This is a genomic window from Jiangella alkaliphila, assembly GCF_900105925.1.
Taxonomy (GTDB): Bacteria; Actinomycetota; Actinomycetes; order Jiangellales; family Jiangellaceae; genus Jiangella; species Jiangella alkaliphila.
The window spans coordinates 2988542-3007917 of sequence record NZ_LT629791.1; the positions used below are offsets into that span (position 1 = coordinate 2988542).

Consider the following 19376-nt stretch of genomic DNA (forward strand, 5'->3'; position numbering starts at 1 on the left):
GAAGGAACCGTGCATCATGTGGGAGAGTTACGCATATGGTGCATGAAGTCAAGCCCTCTTCGGATGTCAGATGTTGATTCGTGATATCGAGACGTTCGTCGTCAAGCTGCGCTCGGACGAGGCCTACCTGGGCGCGCTGCGCGACGGCAGCGACATCGGTCCCGCGTACACCGTCCGTGAGCCGTGGCGCAGCCTCTACTCGGATCGGTTCGAGGCGCTCCTGGTCAAGGTGACGGCGGAGGACGGGACGTCCGGGTGGGGTGAGGCACTGGCGCCGGTCGCGCCCGAGGTGCCGGCGGCGGTCGTCGACCTGCTGCTCGCGCCGATCCTGCGGGGGATGGACGCCACCCGGCCGCGGCCGGCGTGGTCGAGGCTGCGCGACCTCATGCGCGAGCGCGGTCATCTGGTGGGGCACCAGGCCGACGCTCTGGCCGCCGTCGACATCGCCCTCTGGGACCTGGCCGGGCGCCTCAGCGGGCGCTCCGTGGCCGACCTGCTCGGCGGCGCCTTCCGCGACCACCTGCCGGTCTACGTCTCCGGGCTGCCCCGGACCACCGACGACGAGCGGGCCGCGCTGGCCGCCGACTGGGTCGCCCGCGGCGCCACCGCGGTCAAGCTGCACCTCGGCCACGGCGTCGAGGCCGACCTCGCCACCGTCGACGCCATCCGCGCGGCCGCACCGTCGCTGCGGATCGCCGTCGACGCGCACTGGGTCTACTCGGTCACCGACGCCGGCCGGCTCGCCGCCGGCCTGGCCGAGCGGGGCGCCTGGTTCCTGGAGGCGCCGCTCGCGCCCGAGGACCTCGCCGGGCACGCCGAGCTCGCCCGCACGTCGCCGGTCCCGATCGCCGTCGGCGAGGCGCTGCGCAACCGTTACGAGTTCGGCCAGTGGTTCGACGCCCGGGCGCTGCGGATCGCGCAGCCCGACGTCGGCCGCACCGGCATCACCGAGGCGATGGTCGTCGCCGAACTCGCGGCCGCCCGGCACCTGCCGGTCGCGCCGCACCACTCCACCGGACTCGCGGTCGCCCTGGCCGCCGGCCTGCACGTCAGCGCCGCGGTGGAGAGCCTCGAGGTGTTCGAGTACCAGCCCAGATCCACCGACGTCGGCCAGCGCATTCTGCGGCACCCGATCGCGTCCGGCCCCGGCGGCTTCCCGCTGCCGGCCGGTCCGGGTCTCGGGATCGACGTCGACGAGGAAACCATCCGCACGCTCGCCGAGGAGTCCCGAACCAGATGACCCACTCCGTCCACGGCCTGGTGCCGATCCTGGCCACTCCCTTCCTCCCCGACGGCACACTCGACCGGCCGGGGCTGCGGCGGCTGGTGGAGTTCCAGCTGACCAGCGGCGTCGACGGCGTCGCGGTGTTCGGCATGGCCAGCGAGGGGTTCGCCCTGACGCTGACGGAGCGCCAGCTCATCCTGCGCGACGTCCGCGAGGTGGTCGCCGACGCCGTCCCGGTCGTCGCGGGCGTCAACGGCACCTCGTCGGTCACCGCGCTCGAGCAGGCCCGCGAGGCCGCCGACGGCGGCGCCGACGCGCTCATGGTGCTGCCGCCGTTCATGGTCAAGCCCGGCCCGGACCAGCTCGTGGAGTTCTACGGGCTGGTCGGCGAGTTCGCGGCGTCGGCGGATACCGAGGTGATGGTCCAGGACGCGCCCGGGGTCACCGGCGTCGCGATGTCGGCGGCGCTGATCGTCGAGCTGAGCAAGCTCGACGGCGTCACGTCCGTCAAGGTCGAGGCCCCGCCGACGGTGCCCAAGGTCGGCGCGGTCGCCGACGCCATCGGCGACGAGGACGAGTTCGCCGTCCTGGGCGGCCAGAACGCCCAGTTCGTCCTCGACGAGTACGCCCGCGGCTCCATCGGCACCATGCCCGCCTGCGAGTTCCCCGACCTGCTGGCGCCGGTCCTGGCCGCCTGGAACGCGGGCGACCGGGCCGGGGCGCGGGCGGCGTTCACGCGGCTGCTGCCGCTGATCGTGCACGGGCTGCAGCAGGGCATAGCCTGGGCGGTGCACAAGGAGGTGCTGGTGCGCCGCGGCATCATCGAACACACCACCGTCCGGCTGCCGGCCAAGACGCTCGACGCCGGCGGGCGGTCCCTGCTCGACGAGATCCTGGCCCCGCTGGACCTGCGGGCCGCTCGGTGAGAGTCGTCCTCGTCGGCGCCTCGACGCCGATCGGCGGCGCCGTCGCCGACCGGTTCGCGGCCGCCGGCGGCCGGGTCGTGGGCATCTCGCTGGAGCCGTCGGGCAGCGCGCCGCTGGCGGCGGACCTGACCGCCGACTGCAGCGTCCCCGCGCAGGCCTCGGCGGCGGTCGCCGAGGCGGCCGGCGTCCTCGGCGGCATCGACGTCCTCGTGCCGGCGGCCGGCGCGATGCCGGTGGCGCCCGCGCACCGGACCACCGACGAGCAGTGGCGGCTGGCCCTGGCCGCCTGCCTCGACACGTTCTTCCTGACCGCGCGCGCCGCGCTGCCGCGGCTGGTCGACGGCGGCGGCTCCATCGTCGCGGTCTCGTCGGTCAACGGGTTCCTCGCCGCGCCCTGGCTGCCGGGCTACGCGGCGGCCAAGGGCGGCGTCGACGGCCTGGTGCGCCAACTGGCCCTCGACTACGCGCGCTCCGGCGTGCGCGTCAACGCCGTCGCGCCCGGCCTGGTGGGCGGCGAGCAGTACGCCGACGCCGAGGCGGGCTACCCCATCGGGCGGACCATCCGGCCGGACGAGGTCGCGGCGGCGGTGGAGTTCCTCGCCGGCCCGGCGGCCTCGGCCATCACCGGCGTCGTCCTGCCGGTCGACGGCGGGCTGTCGATCGCCTCGCCGGCGGCGTTCGCCCGGCCGGACCTGCGGGCCCGGCTGGAGGGCGATGGCTGAGGTCGAGATCGGCGGCCGGTTCGGCCGCCTCTACGGGTTCCTCGACTGGCCCGCGCGGCTGGACGCGCTGAACGTGCTGTGGCTGCTCGGCGTGCTGGCCGGGCTGGTGCTGTTCGGCCTGGCCCCGGCTACGGCCGCCCTGTACGCGGTGCTGCGGGCCTACGTGCTGGACCGGTCGCCGCGGCTGTGGCACGACTACTGGGCTGCCTGGCGGGCGTCGCTGCGCTCGTCGCAGGTCGTGCTCGGGCTGCCGATCCTGACCGTGTGGGTGGTGGTGTTCTACCTGCTGCTGTCGCGGTCGACGCCGTTCGCCGTCGGGATGGCCGTGCTGGCCGCCGGGTACCTCGCGACGCTGCTCCAGCTGCCCGCCGTCGTCGCGCACGTCGACCTGCCGGTGGTGCGGTCGTGGCAGGTCACGGCCGAGGTAGCGTGGCGCCGGCCGCTGGTGACGGTGGCCGTGGCGGTTCTGGTCGTGGGGCTTGCGGTGGGCGGCTGGCTCACGACGCCGGCCGCCGTCCCGCTCTTCTTCCCCGCCCTGCCCGCCCTGATCGCCACCGTCACCGTCCACCGCGGCCTGGCCGACTCACCGCCGCGGACCCCGAGTTGATCATGGAGAAGGTCGGCTCTCAGCGGTCCCCGAAGCCGACCTTCTCCATGATCAACGGTGGTGGCTCGGCTGAGCCGCGGCGTCTCGATCAGGCCGGGACGGCGTCGCGTCGGGCGCGGACGGCGGCCGCCAGGTCGCCGAGCAGGACCTCGGTCGTCTCCCAGCTCATGCACGCGTCGGTGACGCTCTGGCCGTAGACCAGCGGCGTGCTCGCGAGGTCCTGCCGGCCGGCCACGAGGAAGCTCTCCAGCATGACGCCGCCGATGCCGCGCTGGCCGGCCGCGACCTGCGCGGCGATCTCGCGGGCCACGACCGCCTGGCGCTCGTGGTCCTTGCCGCTGTTGCCGTGGCTGGCGTCGATGACCAGACGCTCGGGCAGCTGCGCCTTGTGCAGCAGCGCCAGCGCGTCGCGGACGTGCTCGGGCGCGTAGTTCGGGCCGGCGCTGCCGCCGCGCAGGATGACGTGGCAGTCGGGGTTGCCGGCGGTGCTGACGGCGGCCGCGCGGCCGTCGTGGTCGACGCCGAAGAAGACGTGGCCGTGGGCGGCCGCTGTGCAGCCGTCGATGGCGGCCTGGACGTCGCCGCTGGTGGCGTTCTTGAAGCCGACCGGCATGGACAGGCCGGACGCGAGCTGGCGGTGCACCTGGCTCTCCGGCGTGCGCGCCCCGATGGCGCCCCACGAGACGGTGTCGGCGATGTACTGCGGGCTGATCGGCTCGAGGAACTCGCAGCCCACCGGCAGCCCCGCCCCGAGCACCTCGAACAGCAGCTCGCGGGCCATGCGCAGGCCGCGCGGCACGTCGAACGTCCCGTCGAGGCCGGGGTCGTTGATCAGGCCCTTCCAGCCCACCGTCGTGCGCGGCTTCTCGAAGTACACCCGCATGACGACGGCGAGGTCGTCGCGCAGCTCGTCGGCCACCGGCCGCAGCCGGCGGGCGTAGTCGAGCGCCGCCACCGGGTCGTGCACCGAGCACGGGCCGACGACCACCAGGAGGCGGTCGTCGTCGCCGGCCATGATGCGGCGGACCTCGGCCCGGCTGGACCGCACGAGCGCGGCGTGCTCCTCGTCCATCGGCAGCTCGGCGAGCAGGCCGGCCGGCGAGATGAGCGGCTGGAACCCGGTGATGCGCAGGTCGCCGGTGGGGGACTGGGGCTCGGACATGGGTCTACGTCTCCTCTGCGTCGAGTGGGACGTCCCGTCGGTTGCCCTGCGAGCCGGCCCGTCTCATGACGAAGGGCAGAGACGCCGACGTCTCTGCCCTGCTGGCTCCGGGTGGTCGTGGCTAGCGCATGACGCGCCAGGCTCCACCCGGAGCCTGCGCAAAATACGGATACCGACGAACCACGGTCACGGTGGCGACTATAGCCGACCGTCGGCGGCGAGGCCCTCTGACGTCACCGTTCTGACCAGCGCATGAAACACGCGCTTGACACTTAACAGCATATGCGTAGTGTATGCACATGTTGCATAGCAACTCCATCCGATGCATGGAGGCATTGTGGCACCAGGTCGCGCGGGTGTAGCGAACGTCGACACGCCCTCGACGACGGCGCCGCGACGGATCGGTGACGGCGCGTTCGCGGTCGCGCTGACCCTGCCTGGCCTGGCTCTCCTCGTGGCCGTGGTGCTCTATCCGCTCGTGTCGGCGCTGGTCACCGCGTTCTTCGAGCAGAGCCTGGTGCTCCCCGGGCGGGAGTTCGTGGGGCTGGAGAACATCCAGGCCGTCCTCGAGAACGACTTCTGGCGGATCTTCCGGCAGACGCTCGTGTTCACCATCGGCAGTACGCTGGCGCCGTTCGTCATCGGCTTCGGCCTGGCGCTGGCGTTGAACTCCGGGCTGCCCGGGCAGAAGGTCTTCCGCGGCGTCTTCCTGGTGCCGTGGCTGGTGCCCGGCGTCATCGTGTCCTTCCTCTGGATGTGGATCTTCAACGCCAACTACGGCGTGGCGAACGGGCTGCTGGAAGGGCTCGGGATCATCGACGAGCCGCACGCGTGGCTGGCCGAGCCCGGCACCGCGATGGCCGCGGTCATCATCGCCAAGACCTGGGCGAGCTTCCCCTGGATGATGGTCATGCTGCTGGCCGGCCTGCAGACGGTGCCGCCCGAGCTGCACGAGGCGGCCGAGGTCGACGGCGCCGGAACCATCAGGCGGTTCTTCTCCATCACGCTGCCGCACCTGAAGGGCATCGTCGGGCTGGTGCTGCTGCTGGAGTTCATCTGGAACTTCCAGCACTTCGACATCATCTACGTGCTCACCGGCGGCGGCCCGGCCGGCACCACGCAGACGTTCGCGACGTCGGTCTACGAGACCGCGTTCCGGGGCTTCGACCTCGGCCGGGCCGGCGCACTCGGCCTGCTGTGGATGCTCATCCTGCTGGTGCTGGTCGTCATCTACGTCCGCTTCTCCGAACGAGGTGAGCAGGAGTGAGCGTGACCACGTCCACCCGCCCGTCCCGGCCGGTCGCCGCACCTGACCAGCCCGGCCGGAAGCGGCGGCGGCGCTCGCCGCGCGACCGGCTCGGGCCGCGCGTGTCGGCCTGGGTGGCCATCGTCGTGTTCGGCGGGTTCGCGCTGCTGCCGGCCTACTGGCTGCTGGCGACCTCGCTGAGCCCGCAGGACCAGGTGTTCCAGTACCCGCCGTCGTTCTTCCCCACCGACATCACGTTCGAGCACTACGCCGACCTTGCCGACGACCCGGACCTGTTCCGCTACCTCGTGAACAGCGTCATCGTCTCGGTCGTCACGGCGGTGCTCAGCGTCCTGGTGTCGGCCTACATGGGCTACTCGTTCTCGAAGTTCCGCTATCGCGGCCGGCGCTCGCTGATGTACCTGGTGCTGTCGTCGCAGATGTTCCCGCAGGCCCTGCTGCTGGTCACGCTGTACGCGGTGTTCAGCGCGTACGGCCTGCTCAACAGCTACGCCGCGCTGATCCTGTCGTTCACGACGTTCACCCTCCCGCTGTGCGTCTGGATGCTCAAGGGGTTCTTCGACACCATCCCCGACGAGCTGATCGAGGCCGCACGGGTCGACGGTGCGTCCCGGATGCGCATCATCCACTCCGTGGTCCTGCCGCTGTCGGCGCCGGGCCTGGTGGCCGCCGGCCTGTTCGCGTTCGTCCGCGGCTGGAACGACTTCATCTTCGCTCTCACCCTGGCCGGCCCGGACAAGCAGACGCTGCCGCCCGGCCTGGTGAACACGTTCGTCGGCGAGGCCCAGACGGCCTGGCCGCAACTCATGGCGGCGTCCCTGGTCGTGTCGCTGCCCGTCGTCATCGGCTTCATCGTCCTGCAGCGCTATCTCGTCGGCGGCATCACCGCCGGCGCGGTCAAGGGCTGACCGGTCTTCAGTCTTCGGAGGTCAACGTGAGCACCACCTACTCCCGTCGCCGTCTGCTCCAGTTGATGGGCCTGGGCGCGGGCGCCGTCGGCTTCGGCGGCCTGGCCGCCTGCGCGCCGTCGGCGGACGACGACAGCAACACCAGCGGCGGCTCCAGCAGCACGCCCACCAGCGGCGGTGAGGCGCAGGACTTCTCCTTCGCGTCATGGTCGCTGAGCGAAGAGGCGCCCAAGCCGGTCATCGAGGGCCTGGTCGGCGCGTTCGCGGGCGACGCCGGCGTCTCGATCGCGCCGGTCACCTACCCCTACAACGAGTACCTCAACCAGCTGACGCTGCAGATCCGCGGCGGGCAGTTCAGCGGCGCGGCGCAGGTCGACGTCGCCTGGCTGGGCGCCCTGGCCGCCCTGGGCAAGCTGACCGACCTGAGCTCGTTCACCGAGGGCCGCGGCTACACCGACGCCGCCCTGCAGGCCGGGCAGTACGAGGGCACGCAGTACGGCCTGCCCTGGACCATCGGCGCCATCGGCCTGGTCACCAACACCGAGCTGCTGCAGCAGGCCGGCGTCACCACCGCGCCGACCACCATCGAGGACTTCGAGGCGATGCTGCGCGAGCTGCAGGGCCTCGGCGACGGCATCGTGCCCTACGCGGCGTCGACCAAGGTGGCGCAGCTCAAGGACATCCTCATCTGGATGCAGACGTTCGGCAGCCCGCTGATCGAGGACGGCCAGGTCACCATCGGCGACGACGCCAGCGTCGAGGCCGTCACCTGGTACAAGCGCCTCTACGACGACGGCCTGATCGCGCCGGACGTCGACCGCTTCGACGCCCGCGCGCTGTTCAGCCAGGGCCGGGCCGTCATGTACGACGACGCCATCATCGGCAAGAGCGCGGTCGTGCGCGAGTCGCCCGACCCCGACTTCGCCGCCAAGCTCGACCCGATCGCGCGGCCGGTCGTGCAGGACGGCGACGACCCGCGGGCGCTGTTCTGGGGCCACGCGATCGTCGTGGTCGACGGCGACGGCTCGGGCACCGCGGCGGAGTTCGCGCAGTGGGTCACCTCCGACGAGGCGACCACGGTCGACTTCTTCGAGCAGCTGGGCCTGCCGCCGACGACCCAGGCGGCCCTGGACTCCGACGTCGTCACCGGCGATACGTTCACCGCCGCGTTCAGCGAGCGGGTCACCGCGACCGCCACCGTGAACCCGTTCTGGCAGTTCCCGCAGTACGCCCAGATGGAGTCGGCCGTCGCCGAGCAGGTGCAGGCCGTGCTCGTGGGCAGCTCGTCGCCGGCCGACGCCATGGCCGCGGCGGGCGAGGCGGTCCAGGGCCTGATCTGACCCGACCTTCGAGTTCCACGACCGACGACGTTCGAGGAGAGCTCCCGTGACCCTGGACCGTGCCCGGAACCGCAGCCTGGCGGTCGTCGCGACGGTGGCGCTGGCCGCCGGCCTGGCCGGGGTGGCGGGCGGCCCGGCCGCCGCCGCCGACGGCACCGTCGTCCTGCGCGGCGACACCTACACGATGACCATCGCCGCCGACGGCTTCCGCTACGGCTTCACCGACGCCGCCGGCCGGCCGACGCTGCCACCGCACCCGGAGTCCGGGCTGCGCGTCGACGGCGCCGACGCCGTCACGGCCGAACCGGCCGGCGACCCGGGGGCGTTCGACGTCACGCTGGAGAACGGCGAGGCGGTGCGGGTGCACGTCCACACGGCGGCGACGACCGTGCGCATCACCGTCGACGGGGTCGACGACGCCACCGTCGACCTGCGCACCGGCCCGGCCGGTCCGTCCTACGGCCTGGGCGACTACGGGGCGCACGCCGACGGCCAGCCGGACCAGGGCACGCCGTGCAGCGGCAACGTCGAGGCCCGGCCGACGCTGGAGCTGACCGGGATCGTGCTGGACAACCTCACGAACCAGGGCTCCTGCAAGCGCTACATCAGCACGTTCACCGTCTTTCCCGCGCAGGGCGTCGGGCAGGTGCTGTTCGACGAGGGCCAGAAGCGGGTCGCGCTGACGGACACCGAGAACCGGCTGGGCGTCGCGGGCGTGGACCGCGTCGACGCCGTGCACTACTTCCTGGCCGGTGACCTGAAGCGGGTCTACGCCGACTACCGCGATGCGCGCGTCGAGCACGGCTACGTCGACGTCGAGCCGCGGCCGGACCTGTTCGAGCTGGGCTGGGAGGCCTACGGCGCTCTGTCGTGGAACACCTACCAGTCCTCGGTCGAGGAGACCGTTCAAGGCTTCCTCGACCACGGGTACCCGCTGGGCTGGGGCGTCGTCGGCTCCGGCTTCTGGCCGGGTCCGCGCGGGCGCCCGGCCGAGGGCACCACGAACAGCTTCGGCATGTGGGACGACACCGAGGAGCCCGGCCGCGAGGACTCCCAGCCAGGGCTGCCGAACCCGCGCTACCCCGACCCCGACGGGCTCAAGCGGCTGTTCGCGGAGAACGACCTCGACCTGCTGCTGGGGGCGCGCAACAACGTCAAGGCGACGGTCGCCGACGGCGGCAACCACAACCCGGTGCACGACGGCCCGTTCATGGAGGAGGCCGCCGCAGCGGGCCTCCTCCTGGAGGACGCCGACGGGACGCCGACGGTCGTCAGCCGCGCGCAGTTCCCCAGCGGCGCCAGCTACGTGCTGGACGGCTCCGACCCCGCGGCCGTCGAGTGGTACGTCGACCGGATGCGTGCCTGGGGCGTGGACGGGTGGAAGGAGGACACGATGCTCTACGAGCCCGACCTCCACCTCGACGGCAACTGGAACCCGGTGCAGCAGGCCCTGGCCGGCGCCGGCGACCTGCTGATGGTCCGCAACGCCGCGTACTCCGTGCCCGGCGACATCATCCGCATCAACGACACCATCTACGGCACCGGCGAGGTGTTCCACGAGGACCCGGACCGGATGCCGGTGAACCTGCTGAACATGGCCGCCAGCGGCGCCGGCAACCTGTACCCGGACTACGTCGGCGGCACCCCGGGCCCGTCGCTGACCGACCCCGCGTACATGGACTACTTCGTGCGCAACGCGCAGTTCAACGCGCTCACCCCGGTGCTGGCGTTCGGGAAGGGGCCGTGGGACCTGGGCCGGCCCGACTACGCCGCCCAGGTGCTCGACCTCGCGCTGTGGCACGACGCCCTGCACCCGTACGTCTACGACACCGTGCTGGACGGGTACGAGACCGGCTACCCGTCGGCCATGACGCCGCTGCCGGTCGCCTACCCGGACGACCCCGCCACCTACGGCCTGGTGAACGACCAGACCCGGCAGTACGAGTGGATGTTCGGCGAGTCGCTGCTGGCGGCGCCGGTCTTCGGCGCCGACTTCGAGACGGCGCAGGCGCGGGACGTGTACCTGCCGGCCGGGCGCTGGATCGACTACTCCACGGGTGCGGTGGTCGACGGCCCGCGCACGCTCGAGGACTACGCCGTCGGCACCGACCGGGTGCCCGCGTTCGTGGGCGGCAAGGGCGTGCTGGTGCTGCGCGACCGCGACGAGTCCGGCGAGGTCGCCGGGTTCACCGCCGAGGTCTACCCGGTGGCGCGGTCGTCGCGGTACGAGTGGACCGACGGCGACGCGCGGAGCACGATCCTGAACGCGAACACCGGCTGGGACCCGGACCGGCTGCGCATCGCCGACCGCACCACCGGCCACACCGTCCCGTTCGAGGTCGACGACGTCACCGGCGCGTTCCGGTTCGCGTTCGAGCCCGGCCACGACTACGTGCTGAGCGGCGGCGGCCGGGCCACGCACTCGCTGCCGGTCGAGACGGCCGCCCCGGACGCCGCACCGGCCGCCGTGGCGGCCGAGACCGGCGCCGACGGCCAGACCACGCTGAGCTGGGACGCGGTACCCGGCGCGCGGACGTACGTCGTCGAGGTCTCCGGCGCCGCGACGTGCGCCGACGGACTGGCCGGCAGCACGACCGGGACGTCGCTGAGTCTCGGCGGCCTGGACCAGGCGGCCGGCACCTACAGCGTCGCCGCGGTGAACGCCGCCGGCACCGGGCCGTGGTCCGCGCCGGTGGCCGTCACCGCGCCCGGCGGCCCGGCGGTCGTCACCGTCACCGACGAGGGCACGCCGCCGACCTGCGACCCGGACACACCGGCGTACGCCGAGACCGGCACCTGGGGCGGCAGCGCCCTGGCCGGGTTCGACGGCACCAGATCGCGGTTCAGCTCGACGGACGGCTCCACCGCCACCTGGTCCGCACGGCTGCCGGCCGGCGGCTACGACGTCGCGGTCTGGTTCCCGCCGCACACCAACAGCACGACGGCCGCCACCTTCACGGTGACCCACGCCGGCGGCGAGTCCAGCGTCGTGCTGGACCAGACGGCGACCGGCGGCCGCTGGGTCTCGCTCGGCACGTACGAGTTCGGCGCGGAGCAGCTCGGCTCCGTCACTTTGACGGTCGGCGACGCACCCGGCAACGCGCGCGGCGACGCGGTCCGGTTCACCCCGGTCGGAGCCGACCCACCGCACCCCGGCACCGGGACCTGGACAGCATCGTCGTCCCTGCTGGAGGACGTGCGGATCGAGAACCAGACGGTGCGGATGGTCGTACGCACCAGCATCGGCGGCGACGACCTGCGGCTCCGGCTCACCAACGCCTTCGGCCTCGAGCCGGTCACGTTCGGCGAGGTGACGGTCGCGGAGCAGCAGGACGGCGCCGAACTGGTCGACGGCAGCGTCCGGCCGGTCACGTTCGGCGGCCTGACGACGGTGACGGTGCCGGCCGGCGGCTCGATCGTCAGCGACCCCGTGTCCGGCAGCTGGGCGCCGGCGTCGGACGTCGTCGTCAGCGCGTACGTGCCCGGGTCGGTGCCGACGGTGACCGGGCACCTGCGGCCGTCGGCGACGACGTACCTGGCCGGCGGCCGGCACACCGCCGAGACCGGGGGAGCGGCCTTCACCGGCGAGCTGGAGCACTGGTTCTGGCTGGACCGGGTCTCCTTCGACAGCACCGAGGCGGCCGGCGCGATCGCCGTCGTCGGCGACTCGCTGACCGACGGCGGCGGCGACGTGCCCGACAGCAACCTGCGCTGGCCCGACCACCTGGCCCGCCGGATCCTGGAGCTGCCGGAGGCCGAGCAGTCGGGGGTGCTCAACGCCGGGATGTCGGGCAACCGGATCCTCTTCGACGACTACGGGCCGCGCACGCTGGACCGCCTCGACCGCGACGCACTGGACCAGCCGGGCGTGCACACCGTGCTGCTGTTCCAGGGCATCAACGACGTGTCGCGCAGCGTCACCACGGCGGCGCCGCTGATCGAGGCGTACCGCTCGATCGCCGACCGGGCGCACGCGCGCGGGCTGCGGCTGGTCGTCGGCACGCTCACCCCGATCGGCGGGGCGTCGACCTACACACCGGCGAAGGAAGCGGTGCGCCAGGAGGTCAACGAGTTCCTCCGCACCGACCCCGCCTTCGACGGCGTCATCGACTTCGATGCCGCACTGCGTGACCCCGCCGACCCGGTGCGGCTGATGCCGGCCTACGACAAGGGCGACCACCTGCATCCCAGCGACGCCGGGCGGGAACGGCTGGCCGAGGCGGTCGACCTCGCGCTGCTGACGCCGCCGGCGACGGCCGACGCAGCGCAGGGCGCGACGGCCGCGGTGCCGCGGCTCCGGCTGGCCGACTCCGTCATCGAGACGTTCCACGACAGCGACGACCCCGGCTCGCAGTGCGGCGGCCGGAAGGTGCACATCGACTCACCCGTGCGCGCCGTGATGGACCAGAAGGACGTCGTCCACCTCACCGTGGCCGACCCGCAGGCGCAGGGCTGGCAATGGACCGGGTCCGCGGCCGACTTCGCGGCCCGGCCGGCCCGGGCGGAGCTGGACTGCGTCCCCGTCATGGACGGCGAGAACCTCGACGCCGACGCCACCCCGGCCGAGATCGCCGCCACCATCCGGTCGTTCGACCAGAAGACCTGGATCCAGGGCCTGCACTTCGACGACGCTCGCGACACCGTGTTCGCCTACGGGCACCAGGACTTCTTCGGCACCCGCATGAACGCCCTCGACGACGTCTGCCACCAGGCCGGCGTCGACGACGACCGGCCGTACTGCTGGTACTCCGCGATCGCCGTCTGGAGCGCCCCGGTGCCCGCCGCGGCCGGCGACAACCACCTGACCTTCCGCACCGGCGTCGCGCCGCCGGACCACGTGGCCATCTACCCCAACGTCACCTACCCGGCGCACGGTGAGACGCCGCCGTCGGGCTGGATCGGCTACGGGACGCCGTCGAACATCGTCCGCGGGCACCACGAGACCGGCGAGGAGTACTACCTGCTGGCGTACACCAACTCCGGGTATCCGGCCGACCCGGCCGACCCGCAGCACCAGCCGCGAGGCATCTGCTTGTTCCGCAGCGTCGACCCCGCGCACCGCGGCAGCTGGCGGGCGTGGGACGGCGACACCGCGACGCCCGGGTTCGAGCAGCGCAGCACGGACCCGTACGAGGGCACCAACCCGCCCTGCGCCGTGCTCGGGACCGGCGGGTTCACCGGGCCGGTGCGCAGCGTCGTCTGGCATGAGACGTCCGGCCAGTACATCGCCGTGTTCCGCGACGAGACCGCGGTGCGGTACTCGACCTCGCCCGACCTGGTGACCTGGAGCGCGCCGCGGCTGCTGCTGACATCGACGGTGGACCAGGCGAACTACCCGGTGGTCATCGACGTCGCCGGCGCCGCGCACGACGACCACGACTTCGACTCGATCTACGACGGCGGCTCGGCGTTCCTCTACTACCGGAAGTCGCCGGAGCGCGGGCACACCGTCATCACCCGCCGCGCGATCGAGGTCGTCGTCGATCCCGCCCCGGCCGGAGCGACGCCGTGACCTCCCACCGCCGGTTCGCCGGCCTGGCTGCCGCCCTGTCCACGGTCGCGCTCGCGCTGGTCCCGGTGGCGCCCGGCGCGGCCACGGCGGCGCCCGCCGCCGACGCCGTCACGCCCGTCGACTGGAGCCGGTTCGACGCCGGGCTCCCGGACGACGCGCAGGCCGAGCGGGTCCGCGCGATCCTGCTCAACTCCAGCGAGTACACGCTGCGCACCTGGTTCCCGGCCCGGTACGGCGGCCAGACAAGTGAGTACCTCGACCTCGGCGGCGTGGGCGAGGGCAACGTCCGCCCGCCCGGCAGTGCGGCCCTCGGCCTGGCCACCGTCCTGGCGACCGGCGCCTACGACCCCGCGGCCACCGGCGTGCCGGAGGAGCGGGCCCGCGAGGTGGCGCTGCGGCTGATCACCTCGATCGCCTACCGGCACGAGTCCAACTCGACTGCGGGCGCCTGGGGCACCGAGTGGCAGAGCGCGCTGTGGGCGTTCAACGCGGCGTTCGCCGGCTGGCTGCTGTGGGACGACCTGCCCGACGCGGACCGCGAGCGACTGGCCCGCATGGTGCGGGCCGAGGCCGGCGTGTTCCTCGACTACACCGTTCCCTACTACCAGCGTCCGGACGGCACCGTCGTCACCCCCGGCGACAGCAAGGCCGAGGAGAACGCGTGGAACGCCGCCTTCCTCAACCTGGCTGTCGCGATGATGCCCGAGCACCCGGACGTCGCGGTCTGGCAGGACAAGGCGCTGGAGCTGATGGTCTCGGCCTACTCCCGGCCGAGCGACCTGCACGACGACACCGTCGTCAACGGCAAGCCGCTGAGCGAGTGGCTGAACGGCTCGAACATCTTCGAGGACGGGACGCTGGTCAACCACAGCCGCATCCATCCCGACTACTTCACCAGCATCGCCAACAGCGTCGGCGCGCCGCTGGCGTACGCGCTGGCCGGCCGTGACACCCCGCGGGCGGCACTGCACAACGCCGGCGTCGTCTACGAGGCACTGGCCGACCACGTGTTCGCCGCGCCGCCCTACGCCGCGCCCGGCGGCACGATCTACGTGCGCGACGCGGCCGGCGCGGCCACCGCGCGCGTCTACTACCCGCAGGGCAACGACTGGGGCACCGACCGCCAGCTGCACTTCCTGCTGCTGGACACGCTCGCGGCGAGCTACGGGTTCGATGCCGGCAGCGAGCTGCCGGCCGCCGGCTGGGCCGCCGCGCACGCCCAGCGCGCGCTGGACATGCAGGCCCGGTTCGACGACGGCCGCACCTACGGCGCCGCGTCGGAGGACACCTACTCCGGCCGTGAGCAGTGGGTGGCGCTGCTGGCCGCGCGCACGTACCTGACCCACTGGCTTGGACACAACACCGACGTGGGCTTCACGAACCAGGCGTTCCCGGTGCGGCCGGGCGACCGCCCGGGCGCGACGCTCACCCTCGACGCGGCGGCCGCCTACCCGCAGGGCGTCGCCACGCCGGTGACCGTCGCCGTGCGCAGCACGTCGGCGGCGCCGCTGAACCGGCTGGTGGTCGGCCTCGAGCTGCCGGACGGCTGGCAGGCGACCCGGACCGGCACGGCGGACGGTGTGCTGCCGCCCGGCGGGACCGCGACGGTGACCTGGCAGGTGACCCCGCCCGACGACGCCGGCGGCACCGCAGAGCTGGCGGTCACCGCCCGGTACCGGCACTACGGCACCGAGCGCGAGCTGACCGACTCCGCGGCCGTCGCCGTGCCACCCGGCGTCAACGTCGCCGTGGGCCGGCCGGTCACCGTGTCGTCGGCGCTGCGCGCGAACACCGGCGGCGGGCTGGCCGTCGACGGCGGCTTCGCCGACGCCAGCCGCTGGCTGTCGGCCGAGGGCGACCCGGCGCCGTGGCTGGTCGTCGACCTGGGCGAGCCGGCCGACGTCGCGGAGATCCACGTCTACTCCGGCTACAACTCGACGAACCACGACCCGACGACGACGCTCAAGGACTTCGCCGTCGAGGTGCGCACGCCGGCCGGCTGGCAGCAGGTGGCCGCGTTCACCGGCAACGTCGCGCACCACGTGGTGGCCGGTGACGTCGGCGTCACCGGCGACCAGGTCCGGCTGTCCATCACCGACCCGTCGGGCAGCAGCATCGACGTCGCGCGGGTCTTCGAGGTGGAGGTCTACTCGTCATGAAGTGTCTCGCCGCGATCCTCGTCGCCGTCGTTGTCGCGGCTGGAGCCGTCCCGGCACCCGCCGGCGCGGAGGCCCCGGTCGCGCCCGTCAGCGGCATCCCCACGACCGACCTGCCGAGTCGCGTGGCCGTCGGCGGTGAGGACGTCCTCAGCCTGGACGGGGCGTGGAGCTTCCGCACCGACCCGTCCGGCGCCTGGGACACCATCACGGTGCCCGGCAACTGGGACGTCCACGACCGCTACGCCGGCCACCGCGGCAAGGGCTGGTACCAGCGCAGCTTCCAGGCGACGGCGCCGGCTGACGGCGAGCGGGCGCGGCTGCACTTCGGCGCCGTCTACTGGGACTCCCGCGTGTGGCTCAACGCGCGGCTGCTCGGCGAGCACCACGGCGGCTACACGCCGTTCGAGTTCGACGTCGCCGACCTGCTGGCCGACGGCGAGAATGTCGTGCTGGTCGAGGCGGACAACCGGTTCGACCAGGGCGCATGGTGGCCGTGGGGCGGCATCTCCCGCTCGGTGTCGCTGGTGACGACCGACGAGGTGCGCATCGACCGGCAGGAGGTCGTCGCGACGCCGGACCTGGACGTGGGCACGGCGGCGGTGACCTCGACCGTGCTCCTGGCCAACGACGGCGACGCCGACCGCGAGATCACCGTCACCGGCGCGCTCACCGACCCCGACCGCGAGGAGCCGCTGCCCGTCGCCGGCGGCGAGCCGTCCGCGACGGTGACCGTCCCGGCCGGCGGGACGGCGTCCGCGGTGCTGACGGCCCAGGTGCCGGCCGGCGCCTACGAGCTGTGGTCGACCGACCACCCGGCTCTGTACCGGTTCGAGACGACGCTCGGCACCGGCCACGCCGTGAGCGAGCGGTTCGGCATCCGCAGCATCGCGATCGACGGCACGTCCATCCTGCTCAACGGCGAGCCGGTGCGGCTGTCCGGCTACAACCGGGTGCAGGACGACCGCGTGTCCGGCAACACCGAGCCCACTGCGCTGGTGCGGCGCGACCTGGACCGGATGCGGGCGGCGGGGGCGACCATGATGCGGCTCAACTGCGTGCCGCAGGCGACGGAGCTGCTGGACTACGCCGACGAGATCGGCCTGCTGGTCGTCACCGAGGTGCCGGTGTGGGGCGGCGACCGCGACATCACGCCGTCGGGCTATCCGTCCATCCAGGCCGAGCTGACCGAGATGGTGCACCGCGACTACAACCACCCGAGCGTGTTCGCGTACTCGGTGGCCAACGAGATCGCGGCGCACACGTCGGTGGGCCGCGAGTACGACCGGGTGATGTCGGCGTTCGTCCGGGCGCTCGACCCGCACCGGCTCGTCACCCAGGTGAGCAACTCGTACCCGAACGTGCAGCGGCCTGAGGACGACGGCTCGAACTACATGGACTTCATCAGCATCAACATGTACGGGAGCTTCACCCAGCTCGCCGACCATGCCCACCGGCTGTGGCCGGACCGGCCGATCTTCGTCTCGGAGTACAGCCCGGACAGCTTCACCTTCCCGGTCACCCGTGAGCACCTGGACTTCCGCACCGGCGCCGCGGCGCTGACCCCGGCGTTCGCCGACCGGCCGTGGATCGTCGGTTGGTCGCAGTGGACGTTCAACGACTACCGCAGCGACCACGCGGGCTCCTCGCCCAACCAGGTGCGCGGCTGGGGCGTCGTCGACGTCTGGGGCGGGCGCAAGCGCGCCTACGCGCAGGTCCAGGCCGCCAACGCGCCGATCGCCGGGCTGCGGCTCGTCGGCGGCACCGGGGAGTCTGCTGCGCGCGTGAGCATGGCCGAGCTGACGCCGCGCGGCACGGCGGACGGCGACGCGCCCGCGTTCGTGCTCCGCGGCTACCGGCTGGCATGGCAGGCCACCGACGCCGCCGGTGCGGTGGTCGACGGCCGGGTCATCGAGCTGCCGGAGATCGCGCCCGGCGACGACCTGCTGCGGGTCCCGGTGGGCTGGGCCGACGCCGCCGGCGCCGCGGTCACCCAGCAGGTCAGCCTGCTCTCGCCGACCGGGCATGAGCTGGCGGTCGCGACGGCTGCCGTGCGGGCTCCGGCCGCTCCGTCGGTGACGTCCGTCGTCGAGGCGACCGGCGCGGTGCGGGTCCGGTACTCGGCGGTCCCGGGCGCCGACGCCTATCGGGTGACGGCGAGCCGCGGCGGCGCCGTCGTCGCCACGGACACGGTCGAGGCGTTCGCGGACCTCACCGGGCTGGGCGACGGCGGGCCGGTCGAGGTGGTCGTCGCGGCGGTGAACGGCGCGGGCGCGACGGCGGCCGGCCCGGTGACCGCGACGCCCGTCACCGGCGCCGGCGCGCTGCCGCCGCGGCTGGCCACCGTCGTCCCCGTCCAGTCCGGACTGGTGCTCGGCTACTCCGACGCGCGGGCCGGCGGCAGCTACGAGGTCGAGGTCGCCGACGTGCGCACCGGCGAGGAGGCCCGCCGGTACGAGACCGCTCTGCGCGGCTCGACCCGCGTGGACGGCCTCGCCGCCGGGCGCGAGTACGAGGTGCGGCTGCGCCGGATCGAGCCCGGCGGCGCCGCCGGGGTATGGAGTGAGCCGCTGGCCGCGACCACGCTGTCGCCGCAATCCGTGCCCGGGCTCACCGTCCACGGCCTGATCGCCGGTTCGACCACGGCCGGCGTGCGGCTGACCCCGCCGGACGGCGTCGAGCGCTACCACGTCCGCGTCGCCGGCCCGGGTCGCGCCGGCCGGGGCGAGTTCACCGTCGAACGGGCCGGTGTCGACCTGCTGCCGATCACCGGCCTCGACCCGGACGCGTCCTACACGATCACCGTCCGGGCCGAGACCGCGACCGGGCTGTCGCGGCCGTGGACGGCGCAGGTCCGCACGGCCGCGGCGGCCGCTTCGGAGCCGTCGCCCCCGTCCGGGCTCTCCGTAACCGACACCGTGCTGAGCTGGGACGCCGTCGACGGCGCGGCCGGCTACCTGGTCACCCGCGCGGCCTGCGGAACCACCGCGACGCTGGCCGTCACCGCGGACACGTCGGTCGTGATCGGCCCGGCCGGCCGCAACGGCGGCGAGTACACGGTGACGTCACTGGCCGACGGGCGCATCGGCGCGCCCTCGCCGCCGCTGCGGGTCGACGGCTCGCAGCACTGCACCGCCACCGTCACCGTCGGCGACACCCAGCCGCGCCCGGACGGGACCGTCCCGTTCGCCGCCGCGGGCGCCTGGTCGCCGAGCAGCCTGGCCGGCCCGGACGGCGCCGGCTCGCTGTACAGCAACCGTGTCGGCGACTCCGCCACGTGGACGCCCGGCCTGGTCGAGGCCGGCCGCTACGAGGTGCAGGCGTGGTTCCCGGCCGACGCCAACACCACGACGTCGGCGCGGTACGTGGTCCAGCACCCCGGCGGGTCCAGCACGGTCACCGTCAACCAGAAGGCCCAGGGCGGCGCGTGGGTGCCGCTCGGGACCTGGGAGTTCGCGGCCGGCACCGGATCGTCCGTCGTCCTGTCGGCGGTGTCGGCCGGCTACACCCGTGCGTCGTCAGTCCGCTTCGTTCCCGCCGCCCCGTGAGCC

General features: G+C 73.4%; 11 protein-coding genes. 10 read left to right on the forward strand and 1 reads right to left on the reverse strand.

The window, feature by feature from the left end; genetic code table 11:
• Nucleotides 1–70: 70 nt before the first annotated feature.
• The 4 genes from BLV05_RS13900 to BLV05_RS13915 are packed head-to-tail and all read left to right on the forward strand — an operon-like array spanning nt 71 to nt 3480.
• On the forward strand, nt 71–1240 hold the full coding sequence (locus BLV05_RS13900) for a mandelate racemase/muconate lactonizing enzyme family protein (RefSeq protein ID WP_046767435.1): 1170 nt from the start codon (nt 71–73) through the stop codon (nt 1238–1240).
• On the forward strand, nt 1237–2151 hold the full coding sequence (locus BLV05_RS13905; protein WP_046767434.1) for a dihydrodipicolinate synthase family protein: 915 nt from the start codon (nt 1237–1239) through the stop codon (nt 2149–2151). The genes BLV05_RS13900 and BLV05_RS13905 overlap by 4 nt, the downstream gene beginning before the upstream one ends.
• Complete coding sequence (locus BLV05_RS13910; RefSeq protein WP_046767433.1) at nt 2148–2873, forward strand: SDR family NAD(P)-dependent oxidoreductase; 726 nt, start codon at nt 2148–2150, stop codon at nt 2871–2873. Before BLV05_RS13905 ends, BLV05_RS13910 begins: the two co-directional genes overlap by 4 nt.
• Entirely contained in the window at nt 2866–3480 is a 615-nt protein-coding gene (locus BLV05_RS13915) for a DUF624 domain-containing protein (protein ID WP_046767432.1), read from the forward strand. Before BLV05_RS13910 ends, BLV05_RS13915 begins: the two co-directional genes overlap by 8 nt.
• Nucleotides 3481–3568: 88 nt before the next feature.
• Here BLV05_RS13915 and BLV05_RS13920 read toward each other — a convergent pair whose 3' ends face one another.
• Entirely contained in the window at nt 3569–4642 is a 1074-nt protein-coding gene (locus BLV05_RS13920) for a 3-deoxy-7-phosphoheptulonate synthase (RefSeq protein WP_046767431.1), read from the reverse strand.
• A gap of 400 nt (nt 4643–5042) precedes the next feature.
• On the opposite strand from BLV05_RS13920, the gene BLV05_RS13925 reads away from it, so the two are divergent.
• The 6 genes from BLV05_RS13925 to BLV05_RS13950 all read left to right on the forward strand — a co-directional run bounded on the left by BLV05_RS13925 (nt 5043) and on the right by BLV05_RS13950 (nt 19373).
• Entirely contained in the window at nt 5043–5909 is an 867-nt protein-coding gene (locus tag BLV05_RS13925) for a carbohydrate ABC transporter permease (RefSeq protein ID WP_063932506.1), read from the forward strand.
• Nucleotides 5906–6817: a carbohydrate ABC transporter permease gene (locus BLV05_RS13930; protein WP_046767429.1), complete on the forward strand. Its 912-nt coding sequence runs from the start codon at nt 5906–5908 to the stop codon at nt 6815–6817. The genes BLV05_RS13925 and BLV05_RS13930 overlap by 4 nt, the downstream gene beginning before the upstream one ends.
• Nucleotides 6818–6882: 65 nt before the next feature.
• Nucleotides 6883–8157: an ABC transporter substrate-binding protein gene (locus BLV05_RS13935; protein ID WP_046767428.1), complete on the forward strand. Its 1275-nt coding sequence runs from the start codon at nt 6883–6885 to the stop codon at nt 8155–8157.
• Between the two features lie 46 nt (nt 8158–8203).
• Nucleotides 8204–13669 (forward strand): GDSL-type esterase/lipase family protein, encoded by a 5466-nt coding sequence (locus BLV05_RS13940; protein ID WP_052762237.1) that lies wholly within the window; start codon nt 8204–8206, stop codon nt 13667–13669.
• Nucleotides 13666–15828 (forward strand): NEW3 domain-containing protein, encoded by a 2163-nt coding sequence (locus BLV05_RS13945; protein ID WP_063932503.1) that lies wholly within the window; start codon nt 13666–13668, stop codon nt 15826–15828. The genes BLV05_RS13940 and BLV05_RS13945 overlap by 4 nt, the downstream gene beginning before the upstream one ends.
• On the forward strand, nt 15825–19373 hold the full coding sequence (locus tag BLV05_RS13950; protein WP_052762236.1) for a glycoside hydrolase family 2: 3549 nt from the start codon (nt 15825–15827) through the stop codon (nt 19371–19373). Before BLV05_RS13945 ends, BLV05_RS13950 begins: the two co-directional genes overlap by 4 nt.
• Nucleotides 19374–19376 lie beyond the last annotated feature (3 nt).

What these genes read in the sequence shown, in the direction of transcription:
- BLV05_RS13900 (WP_046767435.1), top strand. Translation starts at nt 71, where the DNA reads ATGTTGATTCGTGATATCGAGACGTTCGTCGTCAAGCTGCGCTCGGAC.
- BLV05_RS13920 (WP_046767431.1), bottom strand. Translation starts at nt 4,642, where the DNA reads ATGTCCGAGCCCCAGTCCCCCACCGGCGACCTGCGCATCACCGGGTTC.
- BLV05_RS13935 (WP_046767428.1), top strand. Translation starts at nt 6,883, where the DNA reads ATGGGCCTGGGCGCGGGCGCCGTCGGCTTCGGCGGCCTGGCCGCCTGC.
- BLV05_RS13915 (WP_046767432.1), top strand. Translation starts at nt 2,866, where the DNA reads ATGGCTGAGGTCGAGATCGGCGGCCGGTTCGGCCGCCTCTACGGGTTC.
- BLV05_RS13905 (WP_046767434.1), top strand. Translation starts at nt 1,237, where the DNA reads ATGACCCACTCCGTCCACGGCCTGGTGCCGATCCTGGCCACTCCCTTC.
- BLV05_RS13950 (WP_052762236.1), top strand. Translation starts at nt 15,825, where the DNA reads ATGAAGTGTCTCGCCGCGATCCTCGTCGCCGTCGTTGTCGCGGCTGGA.